Genomic DNA, 23319 nt, shown 5'->3' on the forward strand with positions numbered 1-23319 from the left:
AGCTTTCCGCCCTGCAAGGTGGCGATACCGGCGGAATCATAACCGCGATATTCCAGTCGTTTCAGAGCATCGACCAGAAGCGGCGCGACTTCATCCTTGCCTATAATACCGATAATTCCACACATGCGTCGCTCCGATAGATGCAATCATCTTCCATTTGTGGACCGGATTTAGTTCCAATAAAACAAAGTCGCAATCAAGTAATTGCATGTATCTCGAATTTGTAGCCAAACGACCTTTTTTTCTGAGCGGATCGGGAAGATATCCCCGCCGACATTGTTGTGGGATAGCAGTTTCCGCAGAACTAAAAGATCACGTGATACTGGCCAACGATGGAAGCCGAGAAGTTTCGCTAAACCAGCCTTGCCACCACATCCCCTAGTGACGACTGCCAATGCGGCATGGTCCAGCCAAATGTCGCGCTGAACTTCTCTGTAGAAAGGCGTGAATTGGCGGGGCGCGTCGCCTTGGTCGGATACTCTGCAGTCGCAATATCCATCACTTCAGCGGTCGGGCCGCCTTGCTTAGTGCTTTCAGCGAAAATCCCGCGCGCAAAACCGCTCCAGTTGATGTCGCCCGTGCCGACAAGATGATAGACGCCATAACCAGCAAAATCCGGCTTTGCGGCGAGATGATCCGCCACGCGAATGATCGCTTCGGCAATATCGAGCGCTGAAGTGGGATTGCCCCACTGATCGGACACGACCGACAGGCCGTCGCGGGTTTCAGCGAGACGCAGCATCGTCTTGACGAAATTCTTGCCGAAAGGGCTGTAAACCCAGGCCGTGCGCAAGATGATATGCCGCGGATGCGCCGTGGCAACCAGCCTTTCGCCTTCAAGCTTGGAGCTGCCATAGACACTGCGGGGACCGGTCGGATCGGTCTCGACATAGGGTCTATCGCTATCGCCCGCGAAAACATAATCCGTCGACAAATGAATGACCGGAGCGCCGCAGGCTTTCCCCGCCTCCGCAACAGCAGCAGCACCTGCAGCATTCACCGCAAAGGCCAGTTCCGGCTCATCCTCGGCCTGATCCACAGCCGTATAGGCCGCAGCCGACACGACGACATCCGGCTTGGCATCGACAATCGCCTTGCGGATGGTTGCAGGGTCGGCCAGATCGAGTTCCGGCCGACCCAGAGTAATCACTTCAATATCCGGGCGCTGAGCGGCCTTTTCCAGAAGACTCTGAACGACCTGCCCTTCCCGCCCGGTGACGACTATCTTCATACCGCACCCGCCTTGGCGACACCGGTCTTGGCTTGACCTCCGCCGAGACGTTCACCGGCATAGGTGCCGCTGCGGATTGGCTCCCACCACCATGCGTTATCGAGATACCATTGAATGGTCTTTTCAAGGCCGGTTTCGAAAGTTTCCTGCGGCGTCCATCCGAGGTCACGCTCAATCTTGGAAGCATCGATGGCGTAACGGCGGTCATGCCCCGGACGATCCGTCACGAATGTGATCAGGTCGCCATATTTTTTGCCATTGGCGCGCGGGCGCTTCTTGTCGAGAATGGCGCAGATCGTCTCCACGACATTGAGGTTAGTGCGCTCCGAACGTCCGCCAATATTGTAGCTTTCTCCGATTTTGCCAGTCGTCGCGACCAAAGCCAGCGCGCGGGCGTGATCCTCGACATAAAGCCAGTCACGCACATTCGCCCCTGCCCCGTAAACCGGCAGCGGCTTTTCATCGAGCGCGTTGAGAATCACCAGCGGAATGAGCTTTTCCGGGAAATGGAACGGGCCGTAATTGTTCGAGCAGTTCGAGAGAACGACCGGCAGACCATAGGTCTCGTGCCATGCGCGCACCAGATGATCCGACGCAGCCTTCGAAGCCGAATAGGGCGACGATGGCTTATAGGGTGTTTCTTCCGTGAAAATGCCGCTGTCGAACGGCAGGTCACCGAACACCTCGTCGGTCGAGATGTGGTGGAAGCGGAAGTTAGATTTGCGCGGTTCCGGCAGTTCACGCCAATAGGCAAGCGCCGCGTTGAGCAGGCGGAACGTACCGATGATATTGGTTTCGATGAACGCCGCCGGACCATCGATGGAACGGTCGACGTGGCTTTCCGCCGCCAGATGCATGACGATATCGACATCATTCGAACGCAGCGTGTCCAGAATTAGATTGTCGTCGCAGATATCGGCCTGCAGGAAACTGTAGTTCGGGTGGTTTTCGATCTGACGCAGCGACGCGAGATTGCCCGCATAGGTCAGCTTGTCGAGATTGAGAACATTGACCTTCGGGTCAGCGGCCAGATGACGGCACACAGCCGAACCGATGAAGCCTGCACCGCCAGTGACGAGAATATTCATATCATTCCTCAAGCAAAGGTTTCTGCATCGGCAAGCAACGGCGCGTTCCTATCCTTATCCGACAGTTGTATACCGGAAGCGGAAATCGGCCAGTCTATACCGATAGCGGGATCGTCAAAACGGATCGAGCGATCATGTTCCGGCGAATAGTAATCCGTGACTTTGTAGACGACTTCGGTGTTCTCAACGAGCGTCATGAAACCATGGGCAAAGCCTTTGGGAACCAAAATCTGGTTCCACTTGTCAGCCGAGACATCCTGCGCGACCCACTTCCCGAAAGTCGGCGAGCTTTTACGAATATCGACCGCAACATCTAGGATTGCACCGCGAACAACGCGGAGCAGTTTATCCTGAGCAAATGGTGGCAGTTGATAATGAAGACCACGCACTACTCCCTTGGCCGCCGAAAAGGAGTGGTTGTCCTGAACAAAATGGAAGTCAATACCCGCATCACTGAACGCCTTGGCCTTGTAGGTTTCGGAGAAGAACCCACGATCATCACCGAACTTTCGTGGAAGTATCTCAAAAACACCATCTAAACCTAAAGGGCGGACTTCCATTAAATTTTCCCTAGTTCGTCAACACGTCGGCGCAAATAAGCTGCATACTCGGTTTTACCAAGCTTGGCTGCACGTTCCAACACCGCTTCACTGCTCAGCCAGCCCTTATCCAGACCGATTTCCTCTGGACAAGCTATCTTGATACCCTGTCGCTTTTCGATCGTTTGAACAAATGACGACGCTTCGTGAAGGCTATCGTGTGTACCTGTATCCAGCCAGGCATAACCGCGCCCGAATCGCTGAACGTTTAACTCACCACGTTCGAGATAAACATTATTGACAGTAGTAATTTCCAGCTCCCCCCTAGCGGAAGGTCTGATTGAGCGCGCGATATCGACAACTTGATTGTCGTAAAAATACAGACCGGTGACAGCCCAATGGGACTTTGGCTTTTCCGGTTTCTCTTCAATCGATATTGCTTGACCTGTCTTGTTATCAAAGTCCACCACACCATAACGCTGCGGATCATCAACGCGGTAAGCGAAAACAGTTCCGCCTTTCATTGGTTGCGAAGAGAGCTGAGACAATTTTGAAAGGCCATCACCGAAGTAGATGTTATCGCCAAGGATCATCGCAACGCTGTCGTCGCCGATGAACTCTCTACCAATGATGAAAGCTTCGGCCAAACCATTAGGATGCGCTTGTTCGGCATATGAGAAATTCACTCCAAATTCTGAGCCATCGCCGAGCAATTTCTGAAACAGGGGCAAGTCATGCGGTGTCGAGATGATCAAAATATCCTGAATGCCCGCGAGCATAAGCACACTCAAGGGATAATAGATCATCGGCTTATCATAAATCGGCAAAATCTGCTTTGAGACCGCGATTGTTAAAGGGTACAGTCTCGTACCACTACCACCAGCGAGAATAATTCCTTTCATGCGATTTCACATCCTATCATCTTACTTCTTTCGCTTCGTCATATAAGCACGTACCGTGCCTAAGATGATGGCTTCCTTTTGACAACCGCCAGACCCACGTGGCGAACCGAGAATTCAAAGAATGACCTATTGCTCTTCAGCTGCTGATCCTCAAATCAATAAGCAGCCATTGCTCACGATTTCAATCGTTACATTTAATCCGGACTTCGCTGAATTTAAAAAAACTCTGGATAGCCTACAAACTGCACTGCAGGCTTTTTCATCCGACTCTTTCTCAATCACAATTGTGGACAACTCCTCTCGTGATGACGTCGCCTCATTTTTGCTGCGCTGCTATCCTAAATTACCAGTTACTCTAATTCAGGGACAGGGGAATATCGGCTTTGGCAGGGCTCATAATCTTGCAATGCGCGAGATGGGTGAGTTTCACCTCATTCTGAATCCGGATATCCAGCTTGATCCTGATGCGCTCATAAATGCAGTTGCATTTATGAGAACTCATGAAAATTGTGGGCTATTGAGCCCTCATGCCACCTGGCCAAATGAGAAACGACAATATTTATGCAAAAGCTATCCGGCTGTATTTGACTTACTTCTAAGAGGTTTTGCGCCCCAGCTAGTTCGCACGTTTTTCTCTGCACGCTTGGCACGATATGAATTGCAGGCTGAAACACAAAACGCCGTCTTCTGGAATCCTCCCATAGTGAGCGGATGCTTCATGTTCTTTAGACGCGCTACTTTAAGAAATACGGGCGGCTTCAGTGATAAATACTTTCTATATTTCGAGGATTTTGATCTCTCCCTAAGATCAAGAAAAATTGCCAATACAGCTTATGTACCAATGATACGAGTAGTACATGCGGGGGGACATGCTTCGAAGAAGGGGCACTGGCATATAAAAATTTTCATCCAGTCCGCCATGACATTTTATAGAACCCATGGGCTTAGATTATTTTAGTTTACAGCAGAGACCGAAGAAGGCACATCGAATGAAGAGATTCCGATTATATTATACTTCGATTTAGGCAACCCGCTTCGTTGGTGAACGATTCCACCATTGACGCCCCCCAAAAAAGAACTCGGCCACCCGTGCAAGACAAATCTGCTGAGCATGGTGAATGGGTGTTCCTTCTATTTTTTCACTGGCGTGCTGAGTAGCGACATGCAGATCGAAGAGGCGAACAACTCCTCTATCGGCAACAAAAAAATCAAGCTTCGCCTGCCAGAACGATTGGCCGCGGGTGACAAACCATCTTCTGCTCGGCTCATTTCTATCCGTTCTATTATGTGAGACCGAATCAGACACTAGCGAGGCCTGGCAATCGACAAACGCCACCATGGCTCCTTGGCTATACGTCCATCGCAGCTGTCACTGGCATGTTTCTATTCTTGAGGCGCTGAATTGCCCCGAAAGTAGCTCGCCAATATCTTGTCAGAACTACGGTCGACAAAATTGTAAAGCGGCTTTCCGTGGGTATCCATAATGAGAATCGAGATGTACTCGATTACTAATCCTGTGAGGAAAATGGATACTCCACCGAAGAACATGATCGTAATCATCAGTGAGGCCCATCCGGTCACAGGCATCATCGACGGATCAATAAGCTTAGTCACGATCACAACAAATGAGAAAAGAAATGCGAGGCACACAGCCAATCCACCTACCGCACTTCCAATGCGCAAAGCCTTCACTTGCGTTGAGAATAGAAGACGGCGGGCGTGGCTGAACAGACTTTTGAGATTGTAACCGCTCTTTCCAGTTACGATATATCGGTCATCCTTCAAAAGCATCGTGACATTTGAGACCCGCTGCGTAAACCACGAAAGGGCCATATCGAAATAGGTGCTATGGCCACATGCCTGCGAAGCCTCACGAGCTACGCTGCCACGAATAAGCCGAAAGCTGTTGAATACAGTGATGTTTCTATTGCCACTCAGACGGACCATCAAAGACTTGAAAGTTTTCGACGTCCAATCACGCAAAAAACTCTGATGCACAGCCTCTTCCGGGTTTGCGTAAACAATATCGCAACCCAGCTTAACAGCTTTCTCCAAAAGGCCCTCAACCTCCTCGGGAGGATGCTGCAGATCTTCATCCATTGTCACCACCCAATCGCCGGTGCTCTTCATTATGCCCGCGACAGTGGCCGCATGCTGTCCGTAGTTCCGTGACAAATGAAGGGGCTTTACCCAATCGAATTCAGATCCTAGATCATCAATGATCGTACCAGACGCATCCTTCGCCCCATCCTCCACGAAGATCAACTCGGACACCTGAAAAGGCGCACCCGCGTCGGTCAGCTTCGAACGTACACGAGCCACGCGCTCGCAGAGCTGCCGTAAATAAGCCTCCCCAGAATAAACTGGCACGACAATGGAAATAAAAATCATATTAAGCCCCGAAATTCGCTTGTCCAGTTGCTTAACAACTGTCAGAAGCAGCATCAAACGAATTCTAACGGGCGCGCAATGAATGTGATAATGCAATTCGGGCGGTTTGGGTTGGTTGGCTTACTCAACACGTTCATCACGCTTCTGGTTATTGCGGTTCTGACATGGCTCGGAGCTTCCCCGTTTGTAGCCAATGCCGCTGGATACGTTGCCGGACTTGTAAATAGCTACTTTGGAAACATGAAATGGACATTCAGATCCGAAAGCAGTTGGACAAGGACCCTTCGTTTTCTAGTAGCCTTCGGTATCTGTTATGCCGTTAACGTCTACGTATTGCATCTATCGTTACCGCTGGCTCAATACCAAGTCCTAATGCCACAGGTGGTGGCAATGACGTCATATACGGTATTGTTTTTCATTCTTTCACGGGCTTGGGTGTTTAAAAAGTGAACAACACTAAATTCACCAATGTGGTTGGCATATCTGGCTATATTGCACGGGCGACCTCCTTCTTTTACAAAAAGATGGCTGCGTATCAGCGATTTGATCGGGTGAACATTCTAGGGCATTTAAAATGATGAATAACGGTAAGAATTTCTACACGCATTTATTTCTATCTGTTCTGTTCCTTTTATCCGTGATCTGGCTTTTTCTAGGAGTGTTTAGCCCCGATGACATTTACCAGAATACGCGGTCAGCGACTGATTTTTCATCTATTCAAACTCATTGGAACAATTTTCGTTATTTCATTGTATTGATTTCTCAACCCTTTTTGAAAACAGGCATACACTATAATGACGTCTTTTATCTGTGGGTATCGTCACTAATAATAGGAATTTTTCTTACTTGCTATGCAGTCCTACGTTACTCAGAATTACCTATTTCAAATCTACCTTACTTTATAGTTCTGGTAGCCGTTCATGGGTATTTTACAAACATATTCTACTACCCGATGTCCTACTCTGTTTTCGGATTTGGTTTTATTTTTATTGCGTTAGCCATCCTATCGTTGATGAAACCTGGAGCGATGTGGGCAGTTGTTGCTGGGATACTAGTTGCCCTGTCTCTAATGTCTTATCAGCCGGCTGCACTTATTATTCTATTCGCAGCATCGTTGTCAGCTATTAACAAGTGGCTGCGAGGCCCCATCGATACGTCGAAGCTGTTCCAGGATGTTATCCGGGCACCAATCGCTTTTGTGTTGGGGGCAGCGCTCTTTCTTCTGTCTGTAAAACTCTTTTCAGATGGACATGGGCGAGCAATAGCCCCAAAGAACCTAATAACGAACCTGCCCGTCTACTTCTCCGCCTTGAATGAAATTCTTTTTGGTATCACAGCGGTTAATAATATATATCCAGTAATTCAGCGGCTAGTCTTTTTAATCGTGAACTTAACGACCATCGTGGCTCTTGTTCTGCACTTCAGAAAGGCTTCTGCAAGCGGAGGAGTAATGGCTCTGGCGGCTCTAGCCTGCGCCTTTTTGATTTTTCCCAGCCCATTAAATCTATTTTCTGATTTATTCTGGCCTTCTCCAAGAAGCATATCCGCCTCCGTTTTCTTTGAACTTGGCTTGCTGTTCGTCATCACAGGGCACTTTAAACGCCACCTGAATAACCGGCTGATTCTTTTAGCTTTTAGTATGTTTATCGCAGCGTCAGCAGTCCATCAGATGAATGTTTTCGCCGGGGCCAAATCCCAAAACCTTGTTGACCAATTTGCGGCGAAGCAAATTTTGTCTGCGATAAATGACATCACCCCAATCACGCCAGAGACCGGTATAGCTGTAGTTAGTACGTGGAAGAATGGTGCGAAAATGAATCCATATGTGTCTATGGACAATGGACTGTCGGCCTTCGACACAACCTGGAGCAACAACTCTGTCCTTTGGCTGGCTAGCCCCGTGAAATACAAACAAGTCCCTCCCCCTGCTGGCGCATGCGCAAATCATAAAGAACCACGCTTCTGGGAAATCGAGCAGCGAGATGGCGTTTTCGTAGTCTGTATGAGGTAGAGTTATCGTTTACCACCGGACAGCCATTTAATGAGATTACAATCCCTTGTAGTCGCCTACTGTCAGAACTGGCAACCCAAACCTTCAAGCCTGAGACGCACCCGTCAACACACCTCCACGCACTTGCTGCGTAAGCCCACGGTGAAGGCCGTCTTGCGATGACGGCCTGCTGACTGCCAGTCCTAGTGGTAACACTAGGAGTAGTCATATGACGGAGCATCCAATTGAGGTGATCACGTCCGTGGAGCGCCGTCGGCGCTGGTCACGCGAAGATAAAGAGCGCCTCGTCGCTGCCTGCTTTGAGCCATACGCGGTAATCTCCGAGATTGCCCGCGCGGCCGGCATCCATGTCAGCCAGTTGTTCCGTTGGCGCAAAGAGCTTTGCCGGATCGAGGAGCCAAGGTCTGATACGGCGACTTTGGTGCCGGTGATCGTATCCGAGGCCGCTTCGACAGTCTCTCCCGTTCAGCTGGAAGCGCCCACCACATCCCATCCTCGTCGGATGCGCAGCGATGTAACGATCGAGCTCGGCCGGGGCCGTCGGGTCCGCGTGGATAGTGATATTGACACGGACGCGCTTGGCCGGATTCTCGATTGCGTATTGGGTCCGCGATGATCCCGGTTCCTGTTGGCGTGAAGGTCTGGCTGGCCACGGGCTATACGGACATGCGCAAGAGCTTCCCCGGTCTGTCGTTGATGGTGCAGGAGGCGCTGAAGCGTGATCCGATGTGTGGACACCTGTTCGTATTCCGCGGCCGCGGCGGTGGCCTGATCAAGGTGATCTGGCATGACGGCCAGGGCGCTTGCCTGTTCACGAAGAAGCTGGAGCGTGGCCGCTTCATCTGGCCATCAGCGGCCGATAGCACGGTGGTGATCACACCTGCGCAGCTCGGTTATCTGCTGGAAGGTATCGACTGGCGGATGCCGCAAAAGACCTGGCGGCCGACGTCGGCCGGATAAGCAAAAACACTGGAATGATGGGGTCAAATATGATTCCATCCTGTCATGAACGACGCGACCGAAGAGCTTCCGGACGACCTTGCCAGTACCCTTGCACTGCTGGCCCAGGAACGCGCTCGACGTGTTACAGCCGAAGCAGAAGCGGCAACCGCCAAGGCAGAAGCCGCCAGTGCAAAGGCACTCGTATCGCATTCCGAAGCGCTGATCGCTCGGCTGAAGCTGGAGATCGACAAGGTCCGCCATGAACTCTACGGCAGCCGGTCCGAGCGCAAGGCGCGGCTCCTGGAGCAGATGGAACTGCAACTCGAGTAATTGGAAGCGGACGCCGGTGAAGATGAACTGGCCGCGAAGATCGCAGCCAAAGCTTCAACCGTCAAAGCCTTCGAGCGCAGGCGTCCGTTGCCACGCGAGCGCATCGTCATCGCCGCTCCCGCCAATTGCGCCCGCTGCGGATCGGCCAAATTGTCGAAGCTTGGCGAGGACATCACCGAGACCCTGGAGGTCATCCAGACGGTACGGGAGAAGTTTACCTGTCGCGAGTGCGAGAAGATCACGCAGCCACCGGCTCCCTTCCATATAACGCCACGCGGCATTGCCGGGCCAAATCTGCTGGCGATGATCCTGTTCGAGAAGTTTGCCCAGCACCAGCCGCTCAATCGTCAGAGCGAACGCTATGCTCCTGAAGGCGTCGACTTAGTTTATCGACGCTTGCAGATCAGGTCGGAGCTTGCGCCGCGACGTTGAAGCCACTTCATTGTCTGATCGAAGCGCATGTTCTTGCCGCTGAGCGCCTGCATGGTGACGACACGACAGTGCCGATCCTGGCCAAGGGAAAGACCGATACGGGCCGCATCTGGACTTATGTCCGGGATGATCGGCCGTTCGGAGGCCTCTCGCCGCCGGCAGCCCTTTACTATGCCTCGCGCGATCGACGACAGGAACATCCGGAGCGCCACCTGAAGACCTTCACCGGTATTCTGCAGGCGGACGCCTATGGTGGCTACAATCCGCTGTTCAAGGGTGATCGCGATCCAAATCCGCTAAGACAGGCGTTTTGTTGGGCACACGCGCGTCGCAAGTTGTTCGTGCTCGCAGACATTAATGCGAACGCCAAGCGTGGAAAGAACGCCGCGCCGATCTCGCCTATGGCGCTCGAAGCCGTCAAACGGATCGACGGCCTGTTCGATATCGAGCGGGAGATCAACGGGCTTACGGCCGATCAACGCCTGGAACGTCGCCGCAAGGAAAACCTGCCGCTCGTCGACGATCTGCATGCTTGGCTTCAAACCGAGCGTGCAAAACTGTCACGCAGTTCTCCGGTCGCCGAGGCGATCGATTACATGCTCAAGCGTTGGGATGGCTTCACGTCATTCCTGGAGGATGGCCGGATTTGCCTCACGAACAACGCCGCGGAGCGAGCCCTGCGAGGCTTTGCACTCGGTAGGAAGTCCTGGGTCTTCGCCGGATCAGACCGCGGCGCGGATCGTGCAGCCTTCATGGCAACGTTGATCATGACGGCAAAGCTCAACGACATCGATCCGCAGGCGTGGCTGGCCGACGTTCTTGCCCGCATCGCCGACACGCCGATTATCAGGCTGGAGCAGTTGCTTCCGTGGAATTGGACGCCGCGGACCGTCAACGCTCAAGCTGCCTGACCTGTGGCCTTCACCGGAGGCTTACCTTGCTGCTGCCAGTCTTTAAATGCGTGAAGAGCGCCGTTGTGGCAAGGATTCCATAAATGACACCAGTAACGGGTCGAAAGCATTCTACGACAAGCCACCCGTTACAACGTTCGGTAAATGCTGGGTTCCTCGACGTGGCTACTACTGTGCAACGTCCAAAGATCAATCACCTTGCACCGCGCAGATCGCCAACCCATGCGAAATATCCCTATCACTGACAACTGCCCGCAATAGACCGGAGAAATAGGGGCGGGAAACCGCACTTAATATCCTGCGTGTTTCAACAGACTAAAGCTTTACAATGACTGAGAATGCAAAGTTTGAAACGACCTGTTCATTCTTGCTAAAATAGATCCTTTGAATTGCCGACTGAACGATCTGGCAAAAATACCATGTGATGATTGTAGAATGGCCAGTTGAAGACCCGTCTGTTGAATCAACGGCGGATGCATCAAAATAACTGCTGCATATATATTTAGCCAAGAAATCTTTCCAACGCCTCATCAATTGCACGAATATCTTTATGTGGATTGTTATTCAGGTTCACGTACTGCATTGCTTCAGAAAGGGCTTTAGCTGTGGAAGCCTTAACGGAACCGGCATCTAAGCCTGCCTGCTTACTGCTCAGAGCAACGATATTTGAGAAAAAACACGTACGCTTCCCCTCGGAATCTGCTAAAGACACCGCCGATTTTGACAGGGCAACTGGGATGGCGCCTTGGACCCATTCATCACTCGATATCATCGGTACGACCGACACGTCGTCAAACGACAAAGAGCCGCTTGTTAGACCTGCGCCAAAGGCTTTGGACTCCTCTACTGGAAGCCGAACAACAGGTGTGCCTGCTATATTGGCATCAAGTATCAAGGTTGATTGTGTAGTAATCGCGCCGTCAACCGCCTTCAAGAGCCGCATTAGTGGCCAATCTATTGATGTAAGCAAAATATCATCAATTAGAACAGCATTCTGGTATAGTTTCTCAGAGAAGAAATCATAGATTGAACTGTCATCAGGATGGGGTTTTATGAAAAACAAGTGTTCTGGGTTTTTAGTAACTAAACGTTCTATCCAGGCGTAAGTTTCGTTTACTCCGTGGCGATGAACTGACCAATGAAGATTCAGTGCAACCAGAATCTTACTATTGAATTCATTTGTCCAATCGCCAAACCTATTAGCAATAGCGTCAGGATGTTGTTCGATTGACGCATCCATGGCTTTAGGTGAACCAACAACTTCAATACTATGGGCTGAAGGGTCTGCTACAGCAGCGGCGAATGCGCCTTGTGCCTTACTGTCCCACACGCCGATCACTTCTGAAGCAGGAGATATTGAGGATGCGATAGTCATACCGTGCTGAAGCGAAACAGTATGGTATCCAGCCTCTCGTGCCATGACCATAACGGATGAGTTTAACTGATGCGTGACGCTATGATTTCCTTCCGTTGCAGTCATCCACATTTCATTCTCTTTAGGAGACGAAGAGATGAGCGAACGAGCATCATTTGAAGTATTTAAGGTCGTAAATTCGATACCCTTTTGGGTTAGAAATCCTTTGATTATCTTCTGATATGATTTGCTGATACAATCTTCGCGCAACGTTACACGCAAGAGATCAGCCGGCCACGCATCCATAATGCTACGGGCAAAAGTCCAATCTTGGATGAAGTGAATTGAGTATGTAAGCTTCGGATATGTACGTTTTAAGGCTCTCTTTTTCCATCTGTAAGAAATATCCAGAATATCCGACAGTTTCTTTCGAAGAGCAGGCAGTGACGGAGCTTTCTTTTTCCTGTTGTTCCGTACGATCAGATAATGTTGATGATTCTTGTCGTCACGAAAAGGATTAAGCTTGTGCCAATGAGAAACCGATATAATGTCCGCCCCAGTTCCTACAAAATGAACATCTCGAACCAGCTCATCGAAATAATTGTCTGAATAAATTTCAAATCCGGATGCTTGGAAAATATTCTTCCAGGTTTCAATTGGGATCACAGTCGAATGAAAACTATTAGCTTGTGAGCTTGGGCGCGTACTGATGGAGATAACAAGAGCTTTTCCCGTTATGCTTTTCAGATTTAACATGAAGTCAGCGAGATGCTCATTGTCTATGTGTTCTGCGACGTCCAGACAGGTGGAAACCCAAGCTTTTCCAAGTGAATTCGAAAGAAAAGACGAAATTTCTGACGTTTTACAGTCATCATTTCGAGATAAATCAAACTTCTTACAAAATGCTTCTGGATTATCGTAATAGTCTAATGAGGCAGCTTTCCCACCACCCTCGCGCCAGATATGAGAGAGTTTGCCGTTACCACCACCGATATCCAAAAGGCTATCAACGCCAAGTTCGCCGGCCAACTGCCGAAGTAGTCGTGGAAACCGTTCGACGTCGTAGGATGTGGAGTCGGATTGATGGGCGTAATAATTTTGTGCGTACAGCTTTTCGTAGTTGGTAACGCTGGCCATTTCTTGACGAACGGAAAAGATCGGATCTACCTCCTGTTCTGAACGACATGTGCCGACGCTGGAAGCTAGCGATCGGATCTTGTTCAATATCGTTTTCATTCCAGCATCCTTCTCATTCTGACTATGAGTGCATTATCGAATTGCAGCGCGAATGACAAATGCTCAGCCGCTTATAGAATTAGTTTCAGACCAACAGGACGTGCATATGGCTTCATCCACGACGAATACCGCCATATAGACACTGCAAACGGGCCCATGGGCCAACCAAGGCCGAGTTCGATCAACTGCCACGTCACCTAGCTCCTGGAATCACCTCACATACAAGGGGCACAGTGAACGGTGCTGCGCTAACTTGCGCAGCACCTGAACCGTCTACATCCCAAGCAAAGCGGCGCTTCGCACATAGGATACCATCTGCTGCTGCAGAACGAATGGCCAAACAGCTGACAATGATATTGCGTGGGCACTGATGATGCGCAGGACTTGGTTTCAAAACGTTTGAAATCTCTGGCGAAGGCCAGACTCACGGCGCATGAAGTTCACCATTATCGATTAGATGGCCGCTTATCCCGCCTCTAACCTGTCAGGTTTTTCCGTCAGTCGAGGCGACTATTTGTCGTTGTCATTGGAACGAAAACTATGCAATGAAGTCCCTACGTGGCGCTTCGTAATCAAGTGAGTGAAGCTATCACAGGGGTACCTCACCAAACGAGCCACAACGAGCTATCAGCCTGGCCCTGCGCTCTGCTGCACGTAAGCGTCTTCGCCTTTTTGGTTAGGCTACTTAATAATAATGCCTTTAATTCGCTTTGCGGGAGAGTTCATGTCTGAAGAACGTATGCATTTGGAAAGCGATCATTATGATCCATTTTATGCCAGCCAACATGTCGGACGATATGAGATATTGCGCTCAATATGCGCCGGTAAAGTTGTTCTAGACATCGCTTGTGGCGAAGGTTATGGCTCTGCGCTCCTTTCAAAGTGGGGTGCCAAAGAAGTGGTAGGGGTTGATGTTTCTAACGAAGCCATCAACAACGCCAGCAAGCTGTTCGCGACCGACACGGTTAAATTTCATACATATGATGCGCACCAGGTCGACACGCTTCTCAAAGAAAAGAAGTTTGACGTGGTAGCGTGCTTCGAAACCATTGAACACCTTCAGGAACCGCTGACATTTTTAAAGGCGATCAAGAAGCTTCTGAATAAAGCGGCGGTTGTTGCAATAAGCTGCCCGAACGAGAAGAACGACTTCTCGAGTGACAACGACAACCCTTTTCATCTTGGGGCGTACACGTTCGACGAATTCAAAGCACTGACTGAGGGCGTTCTTGGAAAGGCGAATGGGTGGCTTTTCGGCACTCCTACGCAAGGGATGATCAATATTCCTGTTCATGACGCGCTGTCGCTGAAAGACAACGCACGGCTGCTGGATATTCTCGATGCCTCTCCTGTATCGTCTGCGTCAGTTATACCTCCCGCCGCGCATGTGGCCCCGTCTCAAGCGAACTGCTTTTATTTTGTGGGCTTGTGGGGTGTCGACCCCAAGACAACGTCCGTTATCTCTACACTTTCATACCCATCGTTCATATCTCCTTGGAAAAAAATCGAATTTCTCGAAGAATCATTAACTTCAAAGTCCGAGGCTATTGAAACTTTGAATAAACGGCTGAACGAACTTCGCTCGGAAGCCAGTCTTTACAAGACGAAGATATTAAAACTGGCGCGGGAGCTTGATGCCGAATTGCTTTACTCAGGCAATCACGACGCCGGACAGTCCGCAGTTGAAGCAATTCAGGGGTTAAAAGCCGAGGTCGAAATGTACCGCCGCTCCAAATTTGTTCGGATGGGCCGTAAAATCAATCGAATTTACGACGTGCCAGGCATCGGCCATGCATTGAGGGCAGCCCGCAAAGTTGCCACTATTTTTATGAGGTGAACTCATGCCAACTCCAATCAAGTATGACGTTTCGATAATTGTTAGCGTCCACAATGACTCTAAATACTTGGCCCGTACGATATGGTCATTCTCCGACGCGGCGACTTTTGCGGCGCAAGACGGCATTACCACTGAACTTGTTATTGTTCAGGATAACCCACACTCGTCTATCCCTCATGCTCTGGAGCAGTGCGACTTTTCTGCTTTCGCAAATGTTCAGAAAATTACAGTGTCAGTTGGCTCTCTGGGACCATGTCGTCAAGCGGGTATCGATGTAGCGGCAGGAAAGTATGTCGCACTTAGTGATGCAGACGACCTAATTTCCTACAATATGATTACCGACATGTACCGGCATGCAGAAAAGCATCGCGGCAAGGTCGTCCTTTTCCCTGACTGGTTGGTCGCTTTTGGTGGTCAGCATCATCTGTACAAAATGTACTCACTGGACGAAGTCAATGAGCTAGCCTTATTTGACCACCATCCATTTATTTCAAGGTCGTTTCTGGCCCGTCAACATGCTCAAGAAATACGGCTAGCCAACGTACCCATTAATGGTCCTTACGCTTACGAGGACTGGCATCACAACGCCAGCCTCGCTGCGAGCGGCTTTGAATTGATTGTCTGCCCCAACACTGTCTTCTTTTACCGGAAGAAAGGTGTCAGCATGCTGAACACCGTCAATTCATCATCCAGTAAAGTTATACCATTTTCGTCGTATTTTATCCCAGAGAGTTACATCGAGTTATGCAAATATGGGCATAAGAAATATAAAGAGTCGAAGGAAAACTGGGATTCCTCGGCAGAAAACCTTTACTCCGCCTTTATATCTTCAATATTTTTATTGGAATTGTGTTCTGCGGCGAACTTTATAGATCCGGCGATTGACATCCGCCACATAAAACCTTCGAATACATTCTCAAATCGAAAACATGATTTGACAGCTGGAGACGCATATTTTCAAATTTGTAAACTGCTTAAAGGAAAGCAGTTTACCGATGTCTTCATACTGCCCTTTTTTACGATAGGCGGAGCAGAGAAAGTAATTCTTGATATCATTGAAAATCTGTTGGCAATTGATCCCGCTAAGGAAGTTCTTTTTGTGTTCGGAATGGAACTGAGCGAGCACCAGTGGCTCGATAGATTGCCCGAGCAAGTTACAACGTGCGACATTGCCCATTTTTGCGGCACGGCAGCTGAAGAAACAGTTGATCTGGTAACTTTGCGGACGATACAGGCTTTCGCGCCGAGCGCGCATATCTATATCAAAAGCTCCCCCTACGGATATCGTTTCTGGGGTCGATATGGCAAGCTTCTATCGCATCACAAAAGTATACTTCTTCGATTTTGCGATGGCTCCTTTGAAATGCATTCACTACCTTTCATCGTGGGTTTCGACTTCAACTTTATTTCAGAATATGGCGAGACAATATCGCTCGTTCTCTCGGATAATAAATACATAAATGATGCAGATCGTGCACGTCTGCCATATTTGGCTGGGAAGCAAGATGTACTGTATTCCGTAGCCAACGAAGCTACTAATGGGGAAGAACTGGATAGCCGCTTTGAAAAACTCCATGATCGCATTATTTGGGCGTCACGCTTCGACCCTCAGAAGCGCCCCGAGTTGCTTCCACTCTTGGCAATCGCACTTGAATCGGAATTCCCTTCCGTAACACTGGAGGTCTGGGGTGCTGCTGTCTTGGGAACTGGAGACATTTCGCAACTACAAGCGCACCGCAATGTCGAAATTATGGGAACCTTTTCATCTTTTGCAGATATCCATTACCAGCGGTCTGATCTGTTCCTTTATACGTCGCGTTTCGACGGGATACCGACCGTCTTGCTTTCAGCGCTTGGAGCCGGAATGCCCGTCGTTGCCCCCAGGTTGGGTGGGATACCTGAGATCGTCATCGACGGAGAAACCGGCTTATTAGTTGATCCACACCTGTCGGATGAAGCGCTCATCCTAGCCTATATAGAAGCAATACGGAAAATTCGGAGCAGCGCATCGATCAGATCTTCTATGGGCAGGGCAGCTCTGAAGTTGATCAAAGAGCAACACTCCCGCCAGCGTTATCTGGATGTAATCAAACGGAATTTTTTCGCCTGAGGCCACCTGTAAACATTCAAATCGGATGTTGGACCAATGACGCTTGTACCAGGGATCGCTATCCAAGCCACAAATGAAGTTGCTTGTCGGGCTTTCGATCTTACACTCTATTCCAGCGACAACAGCTTGTTACGTAGGCACTCGTGAAGTTAATTTCCGTGAACGTAGCGCGTCGTCAAGGCATATCACCACGATAACGATTGATCGGTTCGATTGCGTGATAAATACTGGCTGTAAATGCCACCGCAACAATCACCTAATCCGATCAACAATACTTCGCGAGATATGAAAAGCCTTGCGGAGAACTGAATAAAGTATGGGCGTTTTTCTTAAACGCACGATTATAGCATTCATCATTCTGAGTATTTTTCGGCGTTCTAAAGCGCTCAATTGCCCCTGTAATTCGATAAGCCCCTCCGTACTGGTAGCCATGCGACACAAGCGTTGCAATTGAAGGGACTCGAATCTGGATAAGCCATGGGTCGTTTGATAAAGCCGAACCTGTCCCGGCCATTCTGAATAGGTTCTCGCCATCGAATTCTTCCTAACCCGGTAAAGACACGTCACCTTTGGGATAACTGCGATACGAAGCCCGCTGGCTATCACGTTGAGATAGAATGCCCAGTCTTCGTATTTTGCCTTAGACGCGGCGTTCCATCCCCCAATGCGCTTGGCATGAGAAACCCTGAAGCCAGAGTTTGCATGACCCAAATTGTTTTGCACTTGAGAGGTGACGAATCCGTCTCCGAGCGCACGGTAGATATACTGTCCCTTTGGAAGGTATTGATTGAAGTCTGCGCCAGCATCAAACGCAGCCAGATATGGAACCGCCGCTGCTGCCGACGGGTCACGGGTCAACGCGACAACTATGGTCTTAACCCAGTCATTCAGTGGGATATCATCTGAGTCAGCATTCAATATAAAATCCGTTTTACAGGCGGTCAAAGCCGTATTTCTCGCACCTGCCAGCCCACGATTGTGGGCGTGATCAAGGATTCTATACGGTATATTGAGATGCTTCTGAGCCGCCTCTGCCATCTCAATACGATTTTCAGTCAAAGACGCATCATTTACAATGATAATTTCGGTTGGGCGAAGAGACTGCTGATTGAGCGATTTCAACAAGTCAGTAAATTCGGCAATATCAGTATTATAGAATGGGATCATCACCGTCGAACTGGGACACTCGACTTCGGCTTTGTCGCTCTTCACATACTTAGTGGTATCTGCCACATCATTGCTACGACGCAGATCATCAATGAGCTCCGCAGCGATACGGCTCCTTTTACTGCTATCCCAATCGACCAATTCTCGAATTTTACAACGAAGGGCTTCTGTAGAGAGATCAGCTAGACATTCCTGCCACACTTCCGCTCGGAACATCTCCGGGATGCCCCCTGCGTTGCCGGTCAGAAGAGAACCGCCATTGCCGACAACATCATAGACAGCGAGAGGGAAGTTATCGCCGCGATATGGTTCAACAAACAAGCTATCGGACCTGCGCTCTCTTACATACGAAACAAGTTTCGCAAGATCAAAATCGGTATGCACCGTTAATTTGAAATGACGTTTGATAAACGCCTCGTTACGATAACCGCTAGTAGCTCCGCGCCCAATGAGTGTGACTTCCTCAATGCCCTTTGCCTTAAGATCCTTACAAAAGTTTTTGTCAAAGGATTCGCAAAAAAGGTCGAAACCCTTCATCGGCATAAATTTTCCAACAAAAACAATGCGTCTTATATTTGTAAATTCGAGGTTATCATTACTTATATTACCGTATTTATAAGGGCACATCAGAATCTTATTATCTTCGACAACTATTCCTGCTTGCTTGTAGAGATTACGCAAAAAGATCGACGGGAAAACGACTTGATCACTCAGTTCAATGCAAATCTTTTCCTTAACCGCATACTCCTGAGCATCCACCCCTAACCAAGCCTGATTTGCATTTTCCAGATAATGTTGGTTGCCGTGACAATGTGTGACAATTGTGAGTGTATCGGGAAGAATCCCCGCGCTTTTAGCTTGCGCAATGCGCATACCTATACCTAGATACTCCTGGAAGTGTATTTCCTTAAGATCAGGGCACATAAAAAGCAGCTGTTTGACAGCCTCAAGCAATATATCTGGGTGACCTATGTCGCCTATTCTCGATACATCGATCACATGTGCCGGGCTGAAAACGACGTCATTCTTCAACTTTACTTTGCTGTCAAAATCGAAAGTGGTGAGCACGACTGAATTGTCAGTCGAACGGTGCCAGTCCGCCACAAAAGTGCCGATACCACCGCTCGCGACCAACCCAGGATACTCAGTAGTGATCATCACCGACGACACACTTACGGAGGTAATACCATCGCGTGCCAACACTTCTCGATACGAAGAAGCGTCAAACAAGAATTCCGCAAGTATCGTGCTGCCTTGATCCTCTTGAGCATTCTCGAGAATATTATCTATCTGTGCTACATAGAAACCCGAAGCCGCAAGTAAGTTTCTAAGTTCTCCGCTGGTCCATTCTCGAATGTGGGCTGGATTATCTGGCTTACTCGTAAGTCGATGATTCGCCGACTGTGGACGGTTTGGTGTCGACAAGAAACAGCGATTACGGGTCGAAGCAGCCAATAGCAACCGGACTAGCGCTAAAAGCGGGCGCGGGTCGGGCAGATGTTCAATTATGTCGGCACACAAGATGATCGTCGGGACGCCGTCGCGATATCTTTCGGCAACGGATAATACGTCGTTCCACGATGTTAGGTCGCACTCAACACGAGTTGCGGCTGGATAGTTCGCCTTAGCAGCAAACAACACCCCCGCAGTGTCAACGGCAATAACCTCAAAATCGCCTTCCGCAAAAAGGTTCTTGACCGTGAGAGCGCTGCCACAACCAATGTCTATTATCCGCCGCGCACCAGAAGCATCGGCGTATCGCTTTGCAGAAAGATACGCATCTGGTTGCCTTTCAGTATCTACATCCATATCGTCAATGAATATATCATTCAACGCACGAGCTTGCGCGTTTACCCCAAAATTCCATTGCGGGGTTGAGATATACTGGTGTGGAATACTGCTGTGCTCCAAAGACCTTGGGTTAACTTCTTTTGGAGCAGACATCAAAAACCATCCGAACTCATAAGACCTCTAAAGACAACTCACGGTGGCGCTTATACCATCTCTCAGATCAACATTTGGATGCCAGTCTAGTTCATTTCTTACTAACGATATATCAAGAACACTTTTTCTAACGTCGAATATTCTACCTGGAAGCGGGTTTCTTTTCGCTTTCACGCTCATCGCGTTCTCGACAAGGGAAATAATCTCATTAACACTCTTCCCTTCTCCACTGCCAATATTGAAAATCTTGTGGCTGCCTTTGTAGGCTATCGCCGACTCCATCGCCCGGACGGCATCTCCGATGTAAACGTAGTCTCTCTGCGTTTCACCGTCGCCATAGACATCGACTGCACGGCCATTTTTTATCGCATCAATCACAGCCGCTATCAGCCCAACCCCTTTGGCCACTGGTTGCAACGGCCCATAGGGATTAGACAACCGAAGGATCAGATAATCCAGCTGTCTTGTATATGAAAATACCCGAAGATAATTCTCAATTAGAAGTTTATGAGCACCATAGGCGTTCATTGGTATTGTAGGATCACTCTCGCGTGAAGCTACCATACCATTATCACCATATACTGTGCCACCAGAGCTTACAAATATAACTTTCTTTACGCTTGCTTCCGCGCACAAGTCTAATAGAGAAATTGTGGGGTTAATGGTTCGAACAATATCCCCCGCTATATCAAAATTCACCTTCGGGGGATTAGTGCCGTGAACTAAATGAAAAACATAATCCTGATCAACGAGCGCTCGCTTAATTTGCTCAGCGTCAGAAAAATCTCCGCGCAGGAATTCGATATCGGGATGCAACGCCGTTGATGCAGTCCTTCCGAATGAGAATACCTTGTAACCAGCACTCAACAACTGATTACAGAGATGCGTACCTACGAAGCCAGTACCACCCAGCACCAATACTCTTTGCTCAGACAAGGCCATCTCCTCGCGCTGTGATCGGACTAATTGAAAGACCCCAATCTGTCAAACGTGACGAATCCTTGAGATCGATTTGACGCAGACCTCCAAAAAAAGGGTCTGTAGTACAACACTGGACATGCCGCCTGAAAACAATATTCACTTCTGATAGGAAGACATTATGATTCTACAAATCATTCGATGCGTGAGTGTGTAGCCACTCTCGAACTAGACCTTCAATCTTCTGCTGCGCAGCCGCGATCATTGGGGTGTAGCGTTCGTTTTCAAATCCCCATAAAGTGGACGTAGCGTCCTCCTTGTGTCCAGCTATAAATGGCAAAGCCACAACGACCCGGAGACCTTCCTGACGCTCAAGGTAACGGTCAATCGTGTTGGTGACAGCATCAGTATTCAGCGGATTCCATTTTGAGATTATTTCTAAAGCACTTTTATTATATATGTTGAATACAGTGCTAGTCATTTTGTCGATAGTAACGTAGGTACGATCGCCAAATTGATCAACGGAGATGATTTTCGCGTCCGGATGAACATCGGCCATCAGGCCAGAAAAGATATCCCAATTTGATCCGCGCTTATTAAGGTATTCATTTATCTCGCACAGGGTTTTATTGAAATTTCCAGGCAGCTCCACGTCATCTTCGATGACGGTCAGCCTGTCCACCTCGTTCGCGACCGCATAGCGCGATAAGGCATTGAAGCTACATCCACAACCAATCCAACCTGCACTATGGCGAATCCCGTCAAACAACTCGCAACCATCCGGCAGCGATTGGGCTATCGCCCTGCGCCGTTCTATAGTTTCGGGCAACGAAAGAGCGAAGAAGTCACTTTTCTGCGCAACATATATCGGATGTTCTAGAATGACGTTAGCCGCAACAACTCCAATAGCCACCAAAAAGCGGTCCATCATAAAATTGAAGCGTGCCGCACTGACTGAAACAGCGACTTCGAGAGTTTTGCTCTTCGTCGCCAAATTGTGAAGCATCTCCGACGCCGAGGTCATCATGCTCTCGACAGACCCCTCATCGAAGAATTTCACTGCACCTTCGAGTTCAGGATATTCATCCTGATCCATTGTGCCTTCAGAGAGAACAGGGACACCCAAAGAAATGCACTCGCATATCCGGGGCATTTCCAACAACGCTCCGTCATAATAATGAATATTTACAACAATCTTTGATTGTTGTATTACGTCGTATAGTTCTCTACCAAACAAATCGTTGCATATTTTTACACTATACTTCTCTTTCAATCTATCAAGAAAACTACTTCTTCGTTCGCTGCTTGAACTGTCACCATAAAACACAAAATCATATTTTTTTGGCTTTGTGTTATATTCAAAATCCTCGGCCAGCGAAGCACCGATTGGCAAATAATGTACTTTTGGGTATTTCAGACCGTTCTTGGCTAAAAAATCGACGTTCGTTAGAGAATATTCGAGCACCCACAGAGAATCTGCGAGAATTTTCTTATATTGCGCCGTGAACCATCTTGAACTTACCGATTGCTCAAGCTGGAAGATGACCCGTTTGTTTGCTGGCGGGAGACGCCCGAACATCTGCGCGCAAAGAACAATATAAAAATCATGGTCGAAACTCTTCATCGAGCCCGTAACGATTTCGCTTTCGATTCCGTGACTTGCTAAGCGTTCCGATATAGCCCGCGCTATAAAAAGGGTGTGTGGCGTGCAGACAATGCCCCAAACGATGCCACTTTCGTGCGCGAGGCGTTTACGCAGCTTCACATAATTAAATTCGCGCCCGTACCATTTCAGGCGACGTAACAACCCTGAAACATCCCCCTTGGCCAAATAGCGTAGCGCATTGGTCAACTGCCTGAAGCGGCTGGCTAATTTTGGCATGGCTGTTCAATACCTTACAATAATAACGACGAACTCGCATGAGTAAGAAGCCAATTATATCATTGGTTTCTGAAACGCGCTTTCCATGCGACTT

Annotated in this window: 17 protein-coding genes and 1 pseudogene; 8 read left to right on the forward strand and 10 right to left on the reverse strand. The window is 49.0% G+C overall.

From position 1 onward, the window contains the following. Positions 1–352: 352 nt before the first annotated feature. Genes rfbD through rfbA form a run of 4 tightly spaced genes read right to left on the reverse strand, consistent with a single transcriptional unit; the run spans position 353 to position 3760 of the window. The gene (gene rfbD / locus JAU75_RS04375; protein ID WP_199054961.1) at positions 353–1231 is read right to left on the reverse strand and encodes a dTDP-4-dehydrorhamnose reductase; all 879 of its coding nucleotides are present in this window, start codon (positions 1229–1231) and stop codon (positions 353–355) included. After that, a complete protein-coding gene (rfbB, locus tag JAU75_RS04380) occupies positions 1228–2319 on the reverse strand; it encodes a dTDP-glucose 4,6-dehydratase (RefSeq protein ID WP_199054963.1) in 1092 nt (363 codons plus the stop codon). The genes rfbD and rfbB overlap by 4 nt, the downstream gene beginning before the upstream one ends. 8 nt (positions 2320–2327) lie before the next feature. Then, on the reverse strand, positions 2328–2879 hold the full coding sequence (rfbC, locus tag JAU75_RS04385) for a dTDP-4-dehydrorhamnose 3,5-epimerase (protein ID WP_199054965.1): 552 nt from the start codon (positions 2877–2879) through the stop codon (positions 2328–2330). Then, complete coding sequence (gene rfbA / locus JAU75_RS04390; RefSeq protein WP_199054967.1) at positions 2879–3760, reverse strand: glucose-1-phosphate thymidylyltransferase RfbA; 882 nt, start codon at positions 3758–3760, stop codon at positions 2879–2881. The genes rfbC and rfbA overlap by 1 nt, the downstream gene beginning before the upstream one ends. Positions 3761–3881: 121 nt before the next feature. Between rfbA and JAU75_RS04395 the strand changes: the two genes are divergently transcribed. Then, positions 3882–4718: a glycosyltransferase family 2 protein gene (locus tag JAU75_RS04395; protein WP_199054969.1), complete on the forward strand. Its 837-nt coding sequence runs from the start codon at positions 3882–3884 to the stop codon at positions 4716–4718. Positions 4719–4781: 63 nt separating this feature from the next. Here the strand turns inward: JAU75_RS04395 and JAU75_RS04400 are convergent, their stop codons facing one another. Together JAU75_RS04400 and JAU75_RS04405 are read right to left on the reverse strand one after the other, a co-directional pair. Further along, on the reverse strand, positions 4782–5096 hold the full coding sequence (locus tag JAU75_RS04400) for a hypothetical protein (protein ID WP_199054971.1): 315 nt from the start codon (positions 5094–5096) through the stop codon (positions 4782–4784). A gap of 47 nt (positions 5097–5143) precedes the next feature. Further along, entirely contained in the window at positions 5144–6205 is a 1062-nt protein-coding gene (locus JAU75_RS04405; RefSeq protein ID WP_199054973.1) for a glycosyltransferase family 2 protein, read from the reverse strand. Positions 6206–6241: 36 nt separating this feature from the next. Here JAU75_RS04405 and JAU75_RS24210 point away from each other — a divergent pair, with 36 nt between their 5' ends. From JAU75_RS24210 to JAU75_RS04430, 5 genes and pseudogenes are all read left to right on the forward strand, one after another. Continuing rightward, complete coding sequence (locus JAU75_RS24210) at positions 6242–6601, forward strand: GtrA family protein (RefSeq protein WP_199054975.1); 360 nt, start codon at positions 6242–6244, stop codon at positions 6599–6601. Between the two features lie 124 nt (positions 6602–6725). Further along, a complete protein-coding gene (locus JAU75_RS04415; protein WP_199054977.1) occupies positions 6726–8162 on the forward strand; it encodes a glucosyltransferase domain-containing protein in 1437 nt (478 codons plus the stop codon). A 208-nt stretch (positions 8163–8370) separates the two neighbouring features. After that, positions 8371–8778, forward strand: a complete 408-nt coding sequence (locus JAU75_RS04420) for a transposase (RefSeq protein WP_199054979.1) — start codon at positions 8371–8373, stop codon at positions 8776–8778. Further along, positions 8775–9122, forward strand: a complete 348-nt coding sequence (gene tnpB, locus JAU75_RS04425; RefSeq protein WP_199054981.1) for an IS66 family insertion sequence element accessory protein TnpB — start codon at positions 8775–8777, stop codon at positions 9120–9122. Before JAU75_RS04420 ends, tnpB begins: the two co-directional genes overlap by 4 nt. Positions 9123–9167: 45 nt before the next feature. Next, positions 9168–10777: pseudogene (locus JAU75_RS04430) on the forward strand (IS66 family transposase). Between the two features lie 502 nt (positions 10778–11279). On the opposite strand, the gene JAU75_RS04435 reads toward JAU75_RS04430, so the two are convergent. Then, positions 11280–13367 (reverse strand): hypothetical protein, encoded by a 2088-nt coding sequence (locus JAU75_RS04435; RefSeq protein ID WP_199054982.1) that lies wholly within the window; start codon positions 13365–13367, stop codon positions 11280–11282. Positions 13368–14091: 724 nt separating this feature from the next. Here JAU75_RS04435 and JAU75_RS04440 point away from each other — a divergent pair. After that, positions 14092–15204 (forward strand): class I SAM-dependent methyltransferase, encoded by a 1113-nt coding sequence (locus JAU75_RS04440; RefSeq protein WP_199054983.1) that lies wholly within the window; start codon positions 14092–14094, stop codon positions 15202–15204. 4 nt (positions 15205–15208) lie between these two features. Beyond that, the gene (locus JAU75_RS04445; protein WP_199054984.1) at positions 15209–17314 is read left to right on the forward strand and encodes a glycosyltransferase; all 2106 of its coding nucleotides are present in this window, start codon (positions 15209–15211) and stop codon (positions 17312–17314) included. Positions 17315–17566: 252 nt separating this feature from the next. Here JAU75_RS04445 and JAU75_RS04450 read toward each other — a convergent pair whose 3' ends face one another. The 3 genes from JAU75_RS04450 to JAU75_RS04460 all read right to left on the reverse strand — a co-directional run bounded on the left by JAU75_RS04450 (position 17567) and on the right by JAU75_RS04460 (position 23225). Next, positions 17567–20425, reverse strand: coding sequence for a glycosyltransferase (locus JAU75_RS04450; RefSeq protein WP_199054985.1), 2859 nt, complete (start codon positions 20423–20425; stop codon positions 17567–17569). Positions 20426–20452: 27 nt separating this feature from the next. Next, positions 20453–21361: an NAD-dependent epimerase/dehydratase family protein gene (locus tag JAU75_RS04455; protein ID WP_199054986.1), complete on the reverse strand. Its 909-nt coding sequence runs from the start codon at positions 21359–21361 to the stop codon at positions 20453–20455. A gap of 169 nt (positions 21362–21530) precedes the next feature. Then, complete coding sequence (locus tag JAU75_RS04460; protein ID WP_199054987.1) at positions 21531–23225, reverse strand: methyltransferase type 11; 1695 nt, start codon at positions 23223–23225, stop codon at positions 21531–21533. Between the last annotated feature and the right edge of the window lie 94 nt (positions 23226–23319).

Source organism: Ochrobactrum sp. Q0168, from assembly GCF_016427605.1.
In the GTDB taxonomy this organism is placed as follows: domain Bacteria; phylum Pseudomonadota; class Alphaproteobacteria; order Rhizobiales; family Rhizobiaceae; genus Brucella.